A 16,642-nucleotide genomic window follows, 5' to 3' on the forward strand; every position below is an offset into this window, starting at 1 on the left:
GATATTGATATGATCGCTCACTCATTGCTTACTTCTCTGATAACCGCTATTTGCATTAGTACGATTTACCTTATTAATTCCTCTTATTTTAGTTTGTTGGGAATACTAATATTTAGTTTTATTTTCTTTTGCTTTTATCTGGTTATTGCGTCGCCGCTGCAAATTTTGCTAAATCAAAGACCAAAGAAATTTAGCATTTTCTACCTCGCGATCTATAATGTTTTTTCTGGTGTTGTCACATGGATTGTTGCCATGTTTTTTGATATGGAAGATCCTTTCCATTCTTCCATCTTTTATTTTGTGTGCATCTCTTTTTTGGAAAGTTGATTCTCTGTTACTTCAGAAAAAAGCGGAATAAATATTGAAATCTGCTGTGAGAAATTAGGAGGAAACGTATGAAAAACTCATTACAAATAATAGCAGAAGCTTCTTATTCATTAAATTTTTTGGTTTATGTTCAAAATATCTTTCTCAACCAAAATGATAATAAGGATAATTGGAAATTCCCCTATCCGCTAACAACTTGCGAGTTTCGAAAGGATTTTTTATTACAGTATCGCGACTTATGGACTAAGGTAACGAAAAGTATTTCTGAGAATAGAGATATTGACCAGGATATTTTCTATAATGAAAAACACTTATTTTATCATGAATTGTGTGATGTTAATGTCGATAATCTAACTGCTTTTGATCAAATATATGATTCCTTTTTCACTTGGTGGACTAGTCTAGCAGGTGGATTTTCCATTGAAAGAGCTATGGGCGAAACAATAGAGCATATCTATCATGATATTTCAACTATACTATTAGAAGAAAAAATCATCCCCAAAAAACCATTACATATTAACTTTATTTATGATAATTCTATAATAGAAGATTTAACCTCTTTTTCCTATTTCGCTGTATTATCAATAAATGATTGTATACTTCATTATAAAGAGGCCGTTGCTCGAATTAAGATTTGTGTAGATTAATTAGCTTCTATAATGGATTCAAAGTTATTTTTCATTTATAGAAGCCATAACTTAATAACAACCTACCTACTTGTTCCCAGTCCTTCACTTTCGTTATTCGTTCGTGCTTACACATTTGATTGTATGGCTTATCAAGTAGCAATACATCTATTCCACTATTTGCAATAGATAGTGCATGGGTAGGGTTGTCTTCAATAAATAGAGTAACATTATGAATGAAAGCACATTCAGGCTTACCATTTATATATTCTGAAGCGCATACTATATCATCTATGGGCAACTTATTTTTAACTATCCAAAGTTCCGCTGAATTCATCCACGCTTTAGGCCTCCCCGTCATGATTGATAGTTTTGAAGTTTTGCTTAGTTCACTAAGTACATCAATTTAAAATGGATATGGTTTAGCTGAATGCAGTTCCTTTTGGTTGATTGTAAAAAAATCTACAAATGCTTCAAAGGAATATCCATATAAATCCGAAACTCCGTACTCTACCATTTCTTCGTAATCCCAATTTTTGTTATGTATTTTATTTAAAAGTTTTACAATCGATTTTCTCATATCAACAAGTGTATCATCAAAATCTATTCCAATATGGTTCATATAGCCCCTCACATTTTATTTACTCTTAAAAGATTATAGAGCACCAGTATATTTGTTTTATTTTGGGCTCTAAATCCCGAAAAACTGTGGCACTTTTACTCCCCAGTCAAACAAGATTGCCATTATCGTACATACAAAAAACACCACAATGCAAAGGTTTACAATTAATTTTCCAATTCGGTTGTCGTTTTTATCTTTACTTTTCTGTTTTACTCTTTCTCTATATAGTTCTTGGACCATTTTCTGTTTTTGTAATTTCTCTTCTTTATCTCGCTTCATCCCTTATTCCACTCCTTTTTCAAATCCTTTCTTTTATACGCTTCTCGACTTAAAATATCATTCCATTTAGCATCGTTCTATTTTTACATTAACTTTTCTATAATGAAAGGCAATTCTCCTAAATCATCTACAATATAATCTGCTTCGGCATTTCTCCAATGCAAATCCTTCTTCCAAATCCCTTTCATCCCTACTTTTTTCGCAGCAAGCACATCATTTTCTGGATGGTCTCCGACAAATATAGCTTCATTTGGCTGCACATTCAGTATGTTTAAAGCTTTATTAAATATCCTAGGATCCGGCTTTTTTATTCCTTCCCATTCGGAAACCAATATGACATCAAAATATTTTTCAATCTGCAAAGACTTCATATTATCCATTTGAAATTGTCCAAACCCATTGGTTATCATTCCTAAAAGAAGATTCTGGCTTTTTAATCCCTCCAACATCTTCTTAAGATTGGGAAAAGCCATGCAGTGATTTTTAAATTGGCTAAGATAATCTTGTAAGAGCTCTTCCCATGTTATCTCCTTAAGCTCGAATTCAGCTGCTAATTGTTGATATACCTTATCCTTCCAAACATAGCCGCGTTGATCCAATTCAATAAATCTCTTTGTATATGTATCTTTGGGAATATGGCCAAGCTCTATATTCAATCTATCATATTGACAATCCACAAACATTTCTATTGATGCATCTCTATTCAATAAGGTACCATCTAAATCAAATATAATCGCTTTAATCATGGTTAATTGTCGATCCCCCTCCCTAATGTTAAAATTTTTTCTCTGTTTCTAAATTCATTTTTTTTAAACGATTCTCCTTTTTAATTACATTATTTGTTAAAATAAAGAAAGTGAAGAGAATTGGAGGAAGACAACATGCTTAAAAGAAAAGTAGTATCAGCTATTCTGACTTTATTTTTATCCACTTTTGTATTTACTGTTTTTCTTCCACTAGACTCATTTTTTACTCAACCGGTTATTCAAGATGTTGATTTAAAAGAAGATCTTATAAGCTATACTCTTTTTTTCAGCTTAGGTTTACTTCTATATGGGCTTCCGATCTCCATCTTAATAGAGAAAATAACAAGCAAACTTCCTCAAGGCAGGCTTGCATTCAGCTTTATATTATATGTTTTCTTTGGTTTTCTACCTTTCTTTTTTCTTTGGATTTTCACTATCTACTCCTTAAGTATATCTATTATGTTCTTTCTTATAGATGAATCCATAAGGCGATTTAGGCAAGAAAAAGATCGTATCATAAACAATGTTTATTGACTTTTTAATTGTCGGTAAGTCTTATTAAAGGAGGAGCAAACATTTGAAGAAAAAAGCGCTTATTATCTTTACTACCGTGACTTGGCTAATCATACTATGTCCTTTTGCTATATTAGGATATATCAACTATCAAAAACATTCATTAAAAAATGACGTATATGCATATCTTTTAGAAAAATATCAAGAAGATGACATACTAGAAATTGATACTACCTTGACAAAAGCAAGCTATCACTTTACCACGTTTGTGACTTTTAGAGATGAACCGGACCAAAAATATGAATATATACGAGTTGATAAGGAAATTAGACAAGCTTCCCCCAATCCTAATGAAGAGGAGGAACATTTATATAAACACCTTGATTTTAACAGATAAATTAGTTAAAATACAAATTTTCCCATCTCCTACACTGTTTTGCTGGAGAATGTTTTGTATTAGAGTAAAAGGGATTAGTTCGATATGTAACTTCTATTATTGATAATGTTCGTTGTATTTTCCTTCTTCATAAATTTCTCTTGCGCCAAGAGCTGTCCATTCTTGGGGTGTGAAATCTGGATGTAAATCTAAATAGGATCTCATCATTTGATAACCGACATTGTAACCATAATTATAAGGCAGTCCATTCCCGCCCGATATTATTTCTGCTGCCCTGTAGGAATCTTCTTGGAATAAATCTGGTTCAATTTGATTCCAATCATCCTTATTAAAATTGTAATTAACAGTAGTTAGAGTAATATCTGGATATACAAGCTTTTCAAACATTACTGCTTTTCCTTCAAGAATTAAGTTATCCAATACGGTATGAGAGTGAGAATTATTAAAGTACTTTTCCGTCCACACACTATGATGATATTCGTGAGCAATTCCTGCTTTAAGAGTTTCCTCATTAAAAAATTCATTGTATAATACACTGATTTTTCCTGCTCCCTCTGTAAACATTAAAGTTGTACTCTTAGTTGCCTCTGTAGGATAAATACATATATTCGTTTTTTGATTTGATGGTATATAATTAGAAGATTTTATTAAACTTTCCTCAATGGCTGAATTTATAGCCTTCACATCCATTGTTTGAATGATATTATTAACTTCTTCTCTATTTTCTGGTGCTTTAACAGTCTCTGTGAAATACTCTGCATCCTGATAACATGCCTCATAAATAGGATTAATTACTTCCTCGTCAAACACCTGACTTTCTGACATATTTACATCTTTTTTCATCCTTTTCTCGAAGTTCTCATATAGTTTATATACGTGAATTATATTGTACGCTTGACCAGTTTCAGGATGTTGGAATGAGTATGTAAGTCCTTCTTTTACCTTTTCTTCTTGTTCTACTACCTCATTTTGTTGACATGATGATAAGAAGAATATTGTAAATATCAAAAGATAGTATTTGATTCCCCGCAAAGTTATCCCTTACCTCCCATAGATTTTTCATTATTTGCACGTTCTAATTACATAAAAGTTCCCGAACATTCTAATAATTCTTTATATGAAAATAGAAGAAAATTTTTAAAATCCTCCTCTATTCATCTTAGAAAGAATATGTTACCAATACAGTTAGATACTTATATAATAGTAGAACTATTTGTCCAAAGTAAACTCGAATTCAAGACCAGTTGGCTTTCTTTTGAGAGGCTCATTGTATTCCTTAAATATTAATTTAATGTTTGACATATTATCAGGCAAGGGCGGTGTTACAATGAATTCGAATGATATATGCCCACCGGAAGCTCCACCATGATCGTTTCGACAGTCGTAAACAATATTGGTGCCATTGATGGAAAGTTCTATAAATATAAAATGGTGCATATCTCCAGGCTTCTCTTCGGAGACGTCCTTATCAATATTCAAGTGAACCACGCTGGCATTTTCATATTGACGAATAAATGGTACTGAATAGAAAACATTATTATCTTCATACGATTTTAAAACTGGTTTATTTTTCAGAAATCCTTTAGGTACTTCTATTGGTTTATATATATCCTCTCTTAGTAAATGGCTAAAAACATCATTTAAAAACTCCCCATTCAAATTATATTTTTTAGACCAAATAGCTATATGCTGCGAAGTTGGATCTCCAGGATCACTTGATATTATTTTTCTTTGACTTATTAATTCACATATTTTTTCATCAATTGACTCCACACGTTTATCATAATAGTTACCATACGATTCAAGTGTCATTTTGTACTCTCCTATACTCACGTTTTCATTTCCAATATAACACATTATACGAAATATTTTAAATTGGATAACAAATCACTTAAAGTGTAAATTTTATTAGTCTTTCATTCTTTTTTATTTTTTTGTGAGCAAATAAATAACCGTATTATCTTACCTTTTATCAAAACTTTTCTCCTTCCATCTAAATCCTCACTAATTTCAGTAAAATAATTTAAAACGCCCGCTTACATAGACAAATTTTAACAGATAATAAAACTAAAAAAGCTAGGAAATTTTTAAAATTTTCCTAGCTATCATGTTATTATTGTTGCGTTGCTTTATTCTCTTCCCAGTACAACCTGCTATAAATCTCTGCAAACGCCTCAATACTGCGGTTTATTTCTTCATTATTATTATCCACTCCCCCTACTTCTAACAATAATGCTCTTTTAGAAAAATTTTGATTGTAAACCCCATTCCCCGTATCGGCTCCTTTTAAGAAAACTCCTCTAGATATACCAGGATACTTCCTAGTTAATTCCTTATGGATCTTAACTGCAAATTTTTGGTTTTCTTCGTAGTTTTTATGTTCTTTGCCTATTACAAAGTAGAGTTTGGCGTACCTTTTATCATTTATAGATGCTGTTGTATGCTTTTTTCCTGCTGCATCGCGGTGTATATCTATTAAATATCCAAGTTTGTTGTTATTGCTTAGGGCCGTTTCAACTACTTCTTTTGATACAGTATAGGAATAAGTATAATTCCACTTTCGATCCAATATTAATTGATTAATGTTTGTTTTATCTAATTCAACACCGATTCCTTCTTGCTCGAGTAATTTAGTCAACTTTGCACTTACTCCAACCACATTGGCTCTTTCATCCGCACTTATAACATTGGGGTTGTTAGCAGTGTCTTTTAACAATGGGCGATATGCCTCATAATTATGTGAATTGTAAATAAATATTGTCTTATTCTTTGGTTTCCCAGCTACCTTTTTATTTTCATCTTTGTTTGGCTGTTCCTTCTGCTCTTCTTCCTTAACTTTTTCTTCATCGACCACTAATGGATTTTCTAGCATATCCTTTGAGGGAGTTGATTCAAATGGTAGATTAGCAAGAGTTGTCCCTTCCTCAGCCACGACAATTTCTGTATGAAAGTTCGCCAATGTAGGTAGTTCGCGACCAAGCAAAGTCCTTATATCATCAAGTCGCACATTAGCTGATAGTTGTAAAAAAAGAGTTGAAACTGTATGCTCACTAGCATTAGAGGGGGGGAAATGAATGATTCGAGATATGAAAAAATCCAGAAAATAATTCAGTGGAGTTAACTGGCTTTAATAAATCCATCATATTATTTGAAGTTAATTTCAATGAGAAAACTGATGTTGTAGTAACTGCTATACAGACAAACATTACAATAATCCCCATAATACTAATATTTATGTAATATATTAAGCTATGAGACTTGGATATTTTCATCTTCCATCCCCCTTTCAAGTATATATGTATGTTTTTGTAACGGAAGTTATTCTATTCATCTATTGAATAGATATATACAATCTTTAAGGTTTTACTCACAATACTATGCTATCCAAGATAAACAGTAGCGATTTGTTCTCTAAATCAGTATTTTTATACCAATATATAAACAAAAAAACCTCCAATAGGAGATCTTAAACTTTTACTTCATACTCTATTTCACCTTATGAGAAATCATAACAACTTCTGTCTTTATATCAACCGGCTTAGACATATCATCTATACGTTCATTCCAAAACTCAATATGCTATTTATCAATCAAATGCTCTGATTGTTCTACTTCTTGTTCACCTTCCCCTTGGATAGAATACCAGTAGAGATATTCTTCCCCATTTAGAGTTTCTCTAAAAATAGTCTCGAGAAACATTTTTTCTATTTTTAGCGAAAGAAATCTTAATAACCATCCTAATGTTTTGAATAGGAGACACTGTGATTGATTGTTTTACTATTAATATTTAGAAAAATAATAATACTAATTTCCTAATAAATTCTAAGTTTTACCTTATTTAGATAACTTTCTTTTTGAGCTTAGTTATTTACTTCATAAAAACAAAAGCCATTAATCATCGCATTTCAACAATGATTAATGGCTTCCTAATAGAATACTTAGTGATGTACTAAAAATGAATAATTAAATCAGGTATTATTTCTATACAATAGGAAAAGTAACAGTAACTTCTGTTCCGTTTCCTTCCTTACTCTTAAAATGAATGGTTCCATCATACTTTTCGATAATATTATAGCAAATCATTAATCCAAGCCCTGTTCCTTTCGCTTTTAAAGAATAGAAAGGTGTTCCAATCTGCTCTAATTGTTCTTCGTTCATTCCTGTACCCTTATCGATAATCACAATTTTTAATATGTCTAATTCTCCTATTAATTTTACATGAATTGTATCACCAGGCTGGGAGGCTTCAATCGCATTTTTCAATAAATTTACGAATAATTGTTTAAATTCCATGATATTACATTGAATCTTATAGTCCGTTTCACTTTCTAATTCAATATGTATCGTATCATTCATTGCATATGAATTCAGTAAGTCCATCACAGTATGCAGAGCTAGTTTGACTGAAATAATCTCCGTCTTCGTTTCGCTTGGTTTTGCTAATGATAAAAAATCAGTAATAACCGTTTCGGCTGCTTCTAGCTCATCTAACATTAGCTTATATTGTTTTTTTATATGTTCTGGTATTTCCTTATCCTTTTCATGAAGCTGGATAAATCCTTTTACTACCGTAATAGGATTACGAATTTCATGTGCAACAGCTGCCGCAAGCTGCCCTGTTGTCCTCAGCTTTTCAGCTTGCTTAACTTGAACATAATATAGCTCTTGATCTTTCATTCTTTTTTGAAAGAGCAGGAAAAGAAACAGCAGCAAAAGCTGTGTCCCCAAGAAATTAGTGATAACTCCTATAAAATCCAAATAGCTATAACTATGTATGCCAGGGGATTTATTCATCATCAAATAAATAATTACGCATAACATAATAGTAATATTCCCTAACAATGTGATATAAAATAATCTAATATGTAAAAACAAGACAGGAATAACTGGTATAAAACAAATCAGCAATATCAAAGCAAATCTGTCAGGAAACCGTAAATACATAAAGAAAAAATAGGCAGACATCAAAAATATAATCGTTGCTCTAAAATTTAATGTATCTTTTTTGGGAAAAATGACTAGTAGAATAGAAATACTTACAACGAATAAAAATTGCAAGATTAAAGACATCGAAATAATTCGATTATCCTCTATGTAAACTATCACTATCCCTGCGCTCATTAATATGATGAATAAGCCAATAATCATACGATAAAGCTTTATACTAGGTAAAAATTCATTGTCTATCATTAAAACAGTCCTCACATTTATATTAAATCGTAGGTTATTTAAAAATGGTACATCATAATCATAACTGAAGTTTTTATAGTATACAATTTGTAATCTTTATTCACTAAGCCGTTCAATTACTTGTCATAAGAAGGGTCTAATAGGTAAGCTTTTTATCCTCACTACTATGTAAAAGTCTATTTTACCTTATTGTTCCAACTTTTTGTAGTCTAATCTGACTATTCCTTTTTGATAATTCTATATTATTGCTGTGATCATCATTTATTTAAAAATCGCCATAATTCATTTATTAGCATTATTCGATCATTGTTTCCGTTTAAAAGAATTCAAAAGACCACCTAAGAAATCAAATTAGATGGTCTACTTGAATACATATAGAAAAATGTGTACATTTATAGTTAATTTCTTTCTGCTTTTAAATTACTCGACAATATCGCAAGGAAGTGTAACTCTCTCCTTCTACATTGCCGTATGTATCTTGTTCCTTCTTAAAAATAAATCCTTTCGCTTCATAGAATGGGATTCCTTTTTGATTACCTTTCGCTACTGACACCCATTGCTCACTTGCAGCGAACTCTTCCTTCTGCTGTTTTGTGAGAACATCTAATAATTTTGTACCAATGCCTTCATTCCGCCTATCCGGATTGATGTATAAAACAAACACTTCGCTAGCGGTATCATTTATCATGCCACCACCAATGGCACCGACTACTTCATCATTATCAATGGCAACAAAATAGCCTCCCCATTCTCTACTTGTTTCCGTAACTTCCTTGTGAATTCTTTCCCGATTATAAAACGTTGAAATAATTCTAGTAATATATTCTTTTGAACTGAGATCTTCATATGTTCCCCAGTAGCCATCCCTGCATACCTTTGCAATTCCTTCGACATCTTTCGGTTCCGCTTTTCTAACTTTAATCATAATCTCACCCCCTATTTTTTATGTTAAATCCATTATCTCAAAGGTCAGAAATCTATATATTATATCCTCTAGATCTTCAATAATCGCCTCTACTACTCTATAATTTCTTATCATCATTTTCTTGGTCAAGATGCACTATCAGATTATAAATCTCTTTTCTAGATTTCTCTATATGATGTATCTTTCTAAAGGTAAATAATGAAGGGAAGGACGCAACTAGATATTTAATATTTAATTCGTTATAATTTTGAATGATAATCTTTTGCATATAATTCTCTTTTGGCAGTATGCCTTATGAATAAAAAAATATCCAATAGCGTTTATTTATCCCCGAATCTGCAACTCACTATGCCTATCTCGCTTTTTATATTTTCATATTTCTCTCCATTATAGGATTATGAGTTTGCAGCCATTTTTCCGTGATACTTATCATCCAGTCTCCCATTACATTTAAAAAGTTTATGATTACTTCTGAATTAGTTATTGGGTTAACCGCATACTCCAGTGCTTGTTTCATTTCAGATTGTTTGCTTGGAAAGTGTTCAGAAAATAGTTTATATGCTGGGTACAAATCCCTTGTGTATTTGTTTTCTTCCACTAAAACCAAGGCTAGTCCTGCCCTAATTATAATTTTCATAATCCACCTGCAGCAATCCACTACATCTTCAACATCTTCGTTCCCAGAAAGTTCTTCTTTTGCCTGTTGAATTTGACTTTTTAAATTGACAAGATGTTCATTGGCAAGTGTTTTGTTTGCTTTATAGTTAGGTAAAAAATCCCTTATATCTTCTCCATAAACACAAATACTATGAGTTTTTATCATAAATGGTATTATCGAAAAGTTAGTAGTCTCTAAAATATCTTCAATAAAATAAAAACTAAGTTCAACACCATCAACTGCTTTAAAGTTTTCATTTAAGACTTCTTCTGCTCTATCAACCCAATTTAAGTCAATGGAATCAATATTTTTATTGGTAATAGCTATTGTATCCAAATCTGATACATTATCTATTCCTAACCCACGAGGAATAGAACCTCTAATATACACACTATGTAAATGTTCTCCTAAATGAGATACATATGTTGCTACCGCCGCTTCTATAATACATTTAAATTCTGGCTTTATGGCATTTATAGTCGAATCATTTATGATATTGCCTCTTGAATCTGTCCGACAAATACGCCCAATATTTTTAATTTCTATCAATAATCTCTCCTTTTAAAAAAATTCATGATTCTTCCAATTAAATTATGATACTATCATATTAACAGATTTTTCTAAACTCATGAACTAGGAGTATTGCTTATGAAAATTATCATATTAGGATCTACTGGATTTTTAGGATCTTCCTTATTTGCACTTGCCTCATCCATACCTGATTTTTCCGTTTACGGGACTTCTCGTTTTGCAAATGCCCATTCACATATTTTACAACTGGACACGAATAACAAACATCAAGTAACCCAACTAATGAACCATATTAATCCTGATGTTGTTATTTGGTCTTTGATGGATGGAGAAAATGAGAAGCAGCTTATTGAAATTGGCCTCCACAATATATTAACTGTCATTTCTCCAAAAACAAAATTAATATATTTGTCAACAGATGCAGTTTTTGTGGACGGCAAAGGTAACTATTCTGAAACAGATCTACCAGGATTTCTACCTAGTGGAGCACCATTATCTACATATATAAATGCCAAACACATTGGGGAAGATTTACTCCTTACAAATCACACAAACCATCTAATTATTCGGACAGGTCCTATTTATGGCAAAGATGCTAATCAAGAGATTGAAGCTAGAACAAAACGACTCGTTCATGAAATTAAAATACATGGATATGCGCATGCCCCTGCCAACACATTCAAAACTTTTGTTCATATTGATGATTTATCAAACGCAATAATCGAAATCATCAATATGAATTTAACAGGAATTTTACACTTTGGTCCAATACAAAAGGAAAGCTATTATTCTTTTTATGGCAAAAGATTATTGCAACTTGGATTTGCAACTACAAATCTTCTGCCCTTTTCCATTAACAAGTACGAAAAACCTTTTCATGCTTTTGATACTTCTTTAAATACTAAAAAAGCCACTAGCTTACTTAGAACTAACTTTCGCAATGTTGATGAGCCAGGCGGTATAAAAAAGATCATAGAAACAAATAATTATGAATCGCGATGGAAATAAATAGAAAAATCCCCAATACAGAAGAGAATATAAATATCATGCTCACAATTATAAAACTACAAGGAAAAGAATCGTGGAAAAAAACAATGATTTTGTGATTGAAAAGGAAAATAATTCCCTTCCATTATAACAAGGCTACATGCTCTTTTTTATCCTAAATGCAGACCAAAATGGAATTAACGGTACAATCACTAATAATCGAAACCAATTATTCGCTCCTAAAAAATAAAGGGCAGGCACAAAAAAGAGAATTCCACTAATTAAAACAATTTCCCAAGATCAGCGCCGTAATCCTATTAGGAAGACTAAGAAGGCGCCACCAGTTAATAACCAGAAAAGTTGACCGAACCAATAGACATACAATAGGCTGCCTCCTAAATATTTTAGTTATAAATGTATGATATTGCATATTACCAGTTCGAAAGGTTCTATTGTATTTCAACTAAAGCTATAAATGAAAAAAATAGCAATTATACATTTAAGACAATGGTTGTTCAAAATTTGCATTTAGAGAAAAAGAAGAATTATTTTTATAAGATTGTTATGCATATAACACTATTTCCCTTTATATGAAAATTACATCAGCTCGATAGAATTGGGTAAATGCTCCTTACCCTCTTTTTCCAACTGTATATTTCCAAAATAATAACAAGAGCTAATCATAATACAATATTTATAGGAGAAAATTTTTATTATGAGAACCTCTTTTTTATTATTACTTCTTTTCACATCTTTACATCCTGTGGTAGATGTAACCACCATATCAGAAGGCATTCCTCCAAAGGTAAACTCTACATTAACAGAGTCTGCTTTTTTAAGATTTCTCGGTCCAACCATACTTGAAATCATAGAAAAGCATGGCGATATGCAGCTTTATATGAATGAAAAAATAGAGTCGATTACTTTTAACGAACATGAAGATTCGTATGATGTCACATTACATGTAGTTGGGTTTGAAGGAGCCATAATCCTCCTTATAATTTCATTCGAATGGTCATTCGTATCCCGGGGAGGAAAAATATAACTGGTTATTATGATGTTGTCTCCTATAAGAAGCATTTGGTTGATAATGCGGATTACAAAGAATAATTATAGATTAGCCATTCTCCCTATTCATTATCTTCACTTTGCTAATAAACTCCATTAATTTTTATACTAGAATATTATCAATCATCATCCTGTTAGGTCGCTAGCAGTAATTTAAAGGTTTCTTAAGTTTCATACCTGGGATGTCTTAAAGTGGATTATCTTTCTCGATATGCTTCATACCAATGATATGGTTGTACTTCTGCTAATGTCTTAAAAATAATTTCATTGCCAGGATTCGTAATAGCTACTTTCACATCTGATCCCCAATAAAAAAGCCTTTCCTGGCATATTCCACATGGCGTGAGGATTGTAAAGGCAGCTTTTTCATTTTCCCTCACTACACAAATGGAATGGGTAATTCGGACAGCAAGTTTATGTGCTTCAAGTACAGCACCTGTTTCTATACATAATTCTGTAGAAGCATTAATAATTTCAGGAGCAACACTAGTCAAAATTTCCCCTTCATTTGTATACATAGCAGCAGCGCCTCCCCAACCTACTGGATACCTTTTTTCTATTAACGCTACTGCTTCTTCATATAGTCTTTTCTCTATATTCATTCTGTACCTCCTAAATATCTGAATCTATTTTTGTAAAAATTATTTTAACAGCGCAATTCGTTTCGAAAAATTCTGTTAAAAACAGTTTATCATATAGTGTAATAACGGAAAATCAAATAGTTCCATTAATGCGCAGAAAACCTAAAAAAGCAGTAATACACCTTAATACAGATAAAACGCTTGAAAAAAATCAAGCGTTTTATCATCTTGCTATTTTTCGTTGTAAATTAAAGCATTCGATTGCTTAAGTGAAAATACTCTTACTCTTTTTACCTTAACAAATTCTGATACCTTTATGTATAAAGCATTTCAAAGTATGACTTCTTACTAAGGGTAAGCCTATATAGAGCAATAAAATAAAAGTTACTTTATTTAATCTCCTTTAAGATTAGTTTTCCAACTTTTTTGCAGTTTCCGAATATAAACGATTTGTCCAATGTGGTATGCATTATGAGTGGTCAAATTGCTTAGAACCTCCCACCACTTTGCCGTCTCCGTGAACCCAATTACATCATTATCAACCTTTTCTTGTGTCAGTAGGTCTTGCCATTGAAGCAGAACAGCTAAAAGAGACTTTTTTAAATCAGCAAACGTTATATTTTCTGGAATAACAAAGCTTTCATTATTATCATTTATAGGGGCAACAGCATTGACATGAGATTCTTTGTATCTTGTTTGCCAAGTTTCATTCCAGTAAAGAAGATGTTGTACAATTTCTGCAATACTGTTGCTTTCATCATTAGGTTTCCAAAACGCTTCTTCCTCTGTTAAATTTACAACAGATTCCGAAAACGATACGTACCAGCTAGGATCATTCGCATTTGCTAACAATTGATCCTGCAAAACGTCTTTCGCGCGAGACATAACTAATCACACTCCTTCTGATTATAGATAACTATTTCGACGACCTTCTGAAAACTCCTGTATATTACATTATTATATATTTTTTTCCTGCTTCACTGCGGAAGACAAATCGCTATTACTTACAAATCTGTGAAACATAGTCAAAAAGGAATACACTAATTCATCTTAATAGAATGTACATTAAGGATCACTGGCTTTTTTGACAAACAGAACAAATACAGAACGGCAGCTTAATATATAAAACCCTCTATTTAGAGGGTTTGACCATTATCTATAGTAAATACTTGTCCGGTTATAGATTTTTGAATTAGTTGAAAAACTATTGCTTCAGCTATATCTTCTGGTGTGGAAATTCTTTGTAGTGGTAATTTGCCTGCAAGTTGATACATCTTCTCTTCATTACCAGCCCACCACCTTGTTTCAACTGCTCCAGGAGAAATGCTATTAACTCTTATGGAAGGTGCCAATGCGATAGCCAATGACCTTGTCATCGTATGTATAGCAGATTTTGTTGCTGCATATGGGATAGACGAACCTATACCAGTCATTCCTGCTACACTCCCCATATTTACAATTACTCCAGAATGTTGTTTTTTCATAAAAGGGACAACGGCTTTTATGCAATGGAACATTCCCTTCACATTTACACTGAAAAGAGAATCCTATATTTCATCTGTTAATGCATCTAAGTTATCCATAGCTATTTGCGCTGTGATACTCGCATTATTTACTAATCCATCTATAGATCCAAAAGTTTGAACAGTTTGGGATACTAATTCCTTTACTTCCTTTTCGTTTGCTACATTTGCTTTATAAGCAATAGCTATCCCGCCATTTTGTTTTATTTCATTAACAACTTTATGAGCTTCCTTTTCAAATTGGTTGTAATTTATCACTACTTTTGCACCTTCAGAAGCTAGTTTTACAGCTGTAGCTCTTCCTACTCCAGTTCCAGCCCCGGTAATGATTACTACTTTATTCATTAATTCCATTTCCGTATCATCCTTACTTATTTTTATTTGTACTATTACATTATGCTTTAATTAAAATGAGGAGTATAATACAGAATAATGAATTAGGTATCATTTTAAATGATACCAGAGAGAAGGCGCAACTATTGGAAAGTCATGAATTAAAGATTTTCAAACATGTTGCAGAATTGCAATCAGTATCAAAAGCAGCCGAAAAATTAGGATATGTACAACCAAACGTTAGTCAACGAATAAAAAATTTAGAAAATGAACTAGGCGTGCGATTATTTATGCGAAATAATCGGGGAGTAACATTGACTGAAGAAGGGGAAAAATTATTAGATTATACAAATGAAATTCTACAATTGATAGACGAAGCTAAAACAGCTATTAATCCTAATAAGTGGAGAGAATCATTAAAAATAGGAGCTTCTCAAACAATTTCTGCCGTTAAGATTCCTTCCTTACTTTCTGCATTTTTAAAAGAATCTAATAATCTAGATGTGAAAGTAAGAACAAGTAATAATTTGATGTTAGAAGAAATGCTTTTCTATGGTGAAGTGGATGGTATATTTGTAAATAATAGTAGTAAAAATACATCTGATTGCGAGATTGTTTATAGTTACTTAGAGAAAATTATACTAATTTCCCCTACACTTAACCCCATTCATATTAATTCTAATCAGACGTTGATAGTTAATAGTGATAGAAATTGCATATATAGAAAACAATTATTGGAGTGGTCCAAAGAAAGCAATTTTCATAGTTCTCACATCATTGAATTTGATTCTCTCGAGTCTATTATTCAAGCAGTTCACGATGGATTGGGTATCAGCATAATACCTGCAGATATTGCAGAAACTCGAAAAGGTACCAAGGAAATCATATTTACAGAACTACCTAAAAAGATAAAAATAGACTTTTTAATCAAAAACAAAAAACAGCAAATACCAGGTTTAAAAAAATTTATTCGCTTTTTGCGAGAAAATAATGAACGAAAATAAAATAGATTATTTTAGGTGGTTTATTGATTTATCTAACTAATTCTTAGATGCTGCTACTTTTAACTTCTAAAGTGTATATTCAGGCCGAACAATATATTACAACTCTCTTTAATTTTGAAAGATATAAGCAACAGCTAAATGTTTTATAATATTTAAAAAGAGAATCTCTCACTTTTATTAAGTAGGAGATTCTCCTTTATATATTCCTTTTATCAATTTCTTTCCCTCTTTAATATTTTTCTTTTATACTTCTGGTATTATTTGATTTTTGTTCAGCTTTGTTAGTAAATAAATTCATAAAAAAAGCATTAATCCTTCTAGAATCAATCCCC

The 16,642-nt window shown here is 31.8% G+C and carries 19 protein-coding genes and 2 pseudogenes; 7 read left to right on the forward strand and 14 right to left on the reverse strand.

Features of this window, described 5'->3' with window-relative positions; all coding sequences use genetic code 11:
* Positions 1-9: 9 nt before the first annotated feature.
* Both NiCM35_RS21490 and NiCM35_RS21495 read left to right on the forward strand, forming a co-directional pair.
* On the forward strand, positions 10-327 hold the full coding sequence (locus NiCM35_RS21490) for a UPF0715 family protein (RefSeq protein WP_433780763.1): 318 nt from the start codon (positions 10-12) through the stop codon (positions 325-327).
* A gap of 68 nt (positions 328-395) precedes the next feature.
* Positions 396-974 carry a hypothetical protein gene (locus NiCM35_RS21495; protein ID WP_123257607.1) on the forward strand — a complete coding sequence of 193 codons (579 nt, stop codon included), beginning with the start codon at positions 396-398 and terminating at the stop codon, positions 972-974.
* A gap of 31 nt (positions 975-1,005) precedes the next feature.
* Here the strand turns inward: NiCM35_RS21495 and NiCM35_RS21500 are convergent, their stop codons facing one another.
* The 4 genes from NiCM35_RS21500 to NiCM35_RS21515 form a co-directional block, all read right to left on the reverse strand.
* Positions 1,006-1,290, reverse strand: coding sequence for a hypothetical protein (locus tag NiCM35_RS21500; protein WP_172860271.1), 285 nt, complete (start codon positions 1,288-1,290; stop codon positions 1,006-1,008).
* Positions 1,291-1,359: 69 nt separating this feature from the next.
* Positions 1,360-1,575, reverse strand: a complete 216-nt coding sequence (locus NiCM35_RS21505; protein ID WP_172860272.1) for a hypothetical protein — start codon at positions 1,573-1,575, stop codon at positions 1,360-1,362.
* A gap of 69 nt (positions 1,576-1,644) precedes the next feature.
* Positions 1,645-1,854: a hypothetical protein gene (locus NiCM35_RS21510; RefSeq protein ID WP_095328445.1), complete on the reverse strand. Its 210-nt coding sequence runs from the start codon at positions 1,852-1,854 to the stop codon at positions 1,645-1,647.
* Positions 1,855-1,937: 83 nt separating this feature from the next.
* Positions 1,938-2,600 carry an HAD family hydrolase gene (locus tag NiCM35_RS21515; RefSeq protein WP_095328444.1) on the reverse strand — a complete coding sequence of 221 codons (663 nt, stop codon included), beginning with the start codon at positions 2,598-2,600 and terminating at the stop codon, positions 1,938-1,940.
* A 135-nt stretch (positions 2,601-2,735) separates the two neighbouring features.
* Here NiCM35_RS21515 and NiCM35_RS21520 point away from each other — a divergent pair, with 135 nt between their 5' ends.
* Positions 2,736-3,134 carry a hypothetical protein gene (locus NiCM35_RS21520; protein ID WP_095328443.1) on the forward strand — a complete coding sequence of 133 codons (399 nt, stop codon included), beginning with the start codon at positions 2,736-2,738 and terminating at the stop codon, positions 3,132-3,134.
* 43 nt (positions 3,135-3,177) lie between these two features.
* Positions 3,178-3,510, forward strand: a complete 333-nt coding sequence (locus tag NiCM35_RS21525; protein WP_095328442.1) for a DUF3139 domain-containing protein — start codon at positions 3,178-3,180, stop codon at positions 3,508-3,510.
* A gap of 96 nt (positions 3,511-3,606) precedes the next feature.
* On the opposite strand, the gene NiCM35_RS21530 is transcribed toward NiCM35_RS21525, so the two are convergent.
* The 7 genes and pseudogenes from NiCM35_RS21530 to NiCM35_RS21560 all read right to left on the reverse strand — a co-directional run bounded on the left by NiCM35_RS21530 (position 3,607) and on the right by NiCM35_RS21560 (position 10,832).
* The gene (locus NiCM35_RS21530) at positions 3,607-4,542 is read right to left on the reverse strand and encodes a DUF2268 domain-containing putative Zn-dependent protease (RefSeq protein WP_163188502.1); all 936 of its coding nucleotides are present in this window, start codon (positions 4,540-4,542) and stop codon (positions 3,607-3,609) included.
* A gap of 177 nt (positions 4,543-4,719) precedes the next feature.
* Positions 4,720-5,322: a hypothetical protein gene (locus NiCM35_RS21535; protein WP_163188504.1), complete on the reverse strand. Its 603-nt coding sequence runs from the start codon at positions 5,320-5,322 to the stop codon at positions 4,720-4,722.
* A gap of 301 nt (positions 5,323-5,623) precedes the next feature.
* Positions 5,624-6,622 (reverse strand): stage II sporulation protein P, encoded by a 999-nt coding sequence (gene spoIIP, locus NiCM35_RS21540; protein WP_433780764.1) that lies wholly within the window; start codon positions 6,620-6,622, stop codon positions 5,624-5,626.
* Between the two features lie 374 nt (positions 6,623-6,996).
* Positions 6,997-7,218, reverse strand: a pseudogene (locus tag NiCM35_RS21545) (DUF6176 family protein).
* Between the two features lie 273 nt (positions 7,219-7,491).
* On the reverse strand, positions 7,492-8,700 hold the full coding sequence (locus NiCM35_RS21550; protein WP_095328437.1) for a sensor histidine kinase: 1,209 nt from the start codon (positions 8,698-8,700) through the stop codon (positions 7,492-7,494).
* Between the two features lie 415 nt (positions 8,701-9,115).
* Positions 9,116-9,625, reverse strand: a complete 510-nt coding sequence (locus NiCM35_RS21555) for a GNAT family N-acetyltransferase (RefSeq protein ID WP_095328436.1) — start codon at positions 9,623-9,625, stop codon at positions 9,116-9,118.
* A gap of 364 nt (positions 9,626-9,989) precedes the next feature.
* Positions 9,990-10,832, reverse strand: a complete 843-nt coding sequence (locus NiCM35_RS21560) for a nucleotidyltransferase (protein ID WP_433780740.1) — start codon at positions 10,830-10,832, stop codon at positions 9,990-9,992.
* Between the two features lie 99 nt (positions 10,833-10,931).
* On the opposite strand from NiCM35_RS21560, the gene NiCM35_RS21565 reads away from it, so the two are divergent.
* Positions 10,932-11,822: a sugar nucleotide-binding protein gene (locus NiCM35_RS21565; RefSeq protein WP_123257598.1), complete on the forward strand. Its 891-nt coding sequence runs from the start codon at positions 10,932-10,934 to the stop codon at positions 11,820-11,822.
* A gap of 694 nt (positions 11,823-12,516) precedes the next feature.
* Positions 12,517-12,846, forward strand: a complete 330-nt coding sequence (locus tag NiCM35_RS21570; RefSeq protein WP_433780741.1) for a hypothetical protein — start codon at positions 12,517-12,519, stop codon at positions 12,844-12,846.
* 220 nt (positions 12,847-13,066) lie between these two features.
* Here NiCM35_RS21570 and NiCM35_RS21575 read toward each other — a convergent pair whose 3' ends face one another.
* From NiCM35_RS21575 to NiCM35_RS21585, 3 genes and pseudogenes are all read right to left on the reverse strand, one after another.
* Positions 13,067-13,471, reverse strand: a complete 405-nt coding sequence (locus NiCM35_RS21575) for a cytidine deaminase (RefSeq protein ID WP_433780742.1) — start codon at positions 13,469-13,471, stop codon at positions 13,067-13,069.
* Between the two features lie 372 nt (positions 13,472-13,843).
* Positions 13,844-14,335, reverse strand: coding sequence for a DinB family protein (locus tag NiCM35_RS21580; RefSeq protein WP_433780743.1), 492 nt, complete (start codon positions 14,333-14,335; stop codon positions 13,844-13,846).
* A gap of 251 nt (positions 14,336-14,586) precedes the next feature.
* Positions 14,587-15,327 (reverse strand): annotated as a pseudogene (locus NiCM35_RS21585) (SDR family NAD(P)-dependent oxidoreductase).
* Positions 15,328-15,452: 125 nt separating this feature from the next.
* On the opposite strand from NiCM35_RS21585, the gene NiCM35_RS21590 reads away from it, so the two are divergent.
* Entirely contained in the window at positions 15,453-16,310 is an 858-nt protein-coding gene (locus NiCM35_RS21590) for a LysR family transcriptional regulator (RefSeq protein WP_433780744.1), read from the forward strand.
* The last annotated feature ends 332 nt before the right edge of the window (positions 16,311-16,642 follow it).

Source organism: Niallia sp. M35, from assembly GCF_050971705.1.
In the GTDB taxonomy this organism is placed as follows: domain Bacteria; phylum Bacillota; class Bacilli; order Bacillales; family Cytobacillaceae; genus Niallia; species Niallia circulans_A.

Coding starts and splice junctions, on each gene's coding strand:
- NiCM35_RS21490 (WP_433780763.1), top strand. CDS start 10: ATGATCGCTCACTCATTGCTTACTTCTCTGATAACCGCTATTTGCATT.
- NiCM35_RS21495 (WP_123257607.1), top strand. CDS start 396: ATGAAAAACTCATTACAAATAATAGCAGAAGCTTCTTATTCATTAAAT.
- NiCM35_RS21500 (WP_172860271.1), bottom strand. CDS start 1,290: ATGAATTCAGCGGAACTTTGGATAGTTAAAAATAAGTTGCCCATAGAT.
- NiCM35_RS21505 (WP_172860272.1), bottom strand. CDS start 1,575: ATGAACCATATTGGAATAGATTTTGATGATACACTTGTTGATATGAGA.
- NiCM35_RS21510 (WP_095328445.1), bottom strand. CDS start 1,854: ATGAAGCGAGATAAAGAAGAGAAATTACAAAAACAGAAAATGGTCCAA.
- NiCM35_RS21515 (WP_095328444.1), bottom strand. CDS start 2,600: ATGATTAAAGCGATTATATTTGATTTAGATGGTACCTTATTGAATAGA.
- NiCM35_RS21520 (WP_095328443.1), top strand. CDS start 2,736: ATGCTTAAAAGAAAAGTAGTATCAGCTATTCTGACTTTATTTTTATCC.
- NiCM35_RS21535 (WP_163188504.1), bottom strand. CDS start 5,322: ATGACACTTGAATCGTATGGTAACTATTATGATAAACGTGTGGAGTCA.
- NiCM35_RS21550 (WP_095328437.1), bottom strand. CDS start 8,700: ATGATAGACAATGAATTTTTACCTAGTATAAAGCTTTATCGTATGATT.
- NiCM35_RS21555 (WP_095328436.1), bottom strand. CDS start 9,625: ATGATTAAAGTTAGAAAAGCGGAACCGAAAGATGTCGAAGGAATTGCA.
- NiCM35_RS21565 (WP_123257598.1), top strand. CDS start 10,932: ATGAAAATTATCATATTAGGATCTACTGGATTTTTAGGATCTTCCTTA.
- NiCM35_RS21570 (WP_433780741.1), top strand. CDS start 12,517: ATGAGAACCTCTTTTTTATTATTACTTCTTTTCACATCTTTACATCCT.
- NiCM35_RS21575 (WP_433780742.1), bottom strand. CDS start 13,471: ATGAATATAGAGAAAAGACTATATGAAGAAGCAGTAGCGTTAATAGAA.
- NiCM35_RS21580 (WP_433780743.1), bottom strand. CDS start 14,335: ATGTCTCGCGCGAAAGACGTTTTGCAGGATCAATTGTTAGCAAATGCG.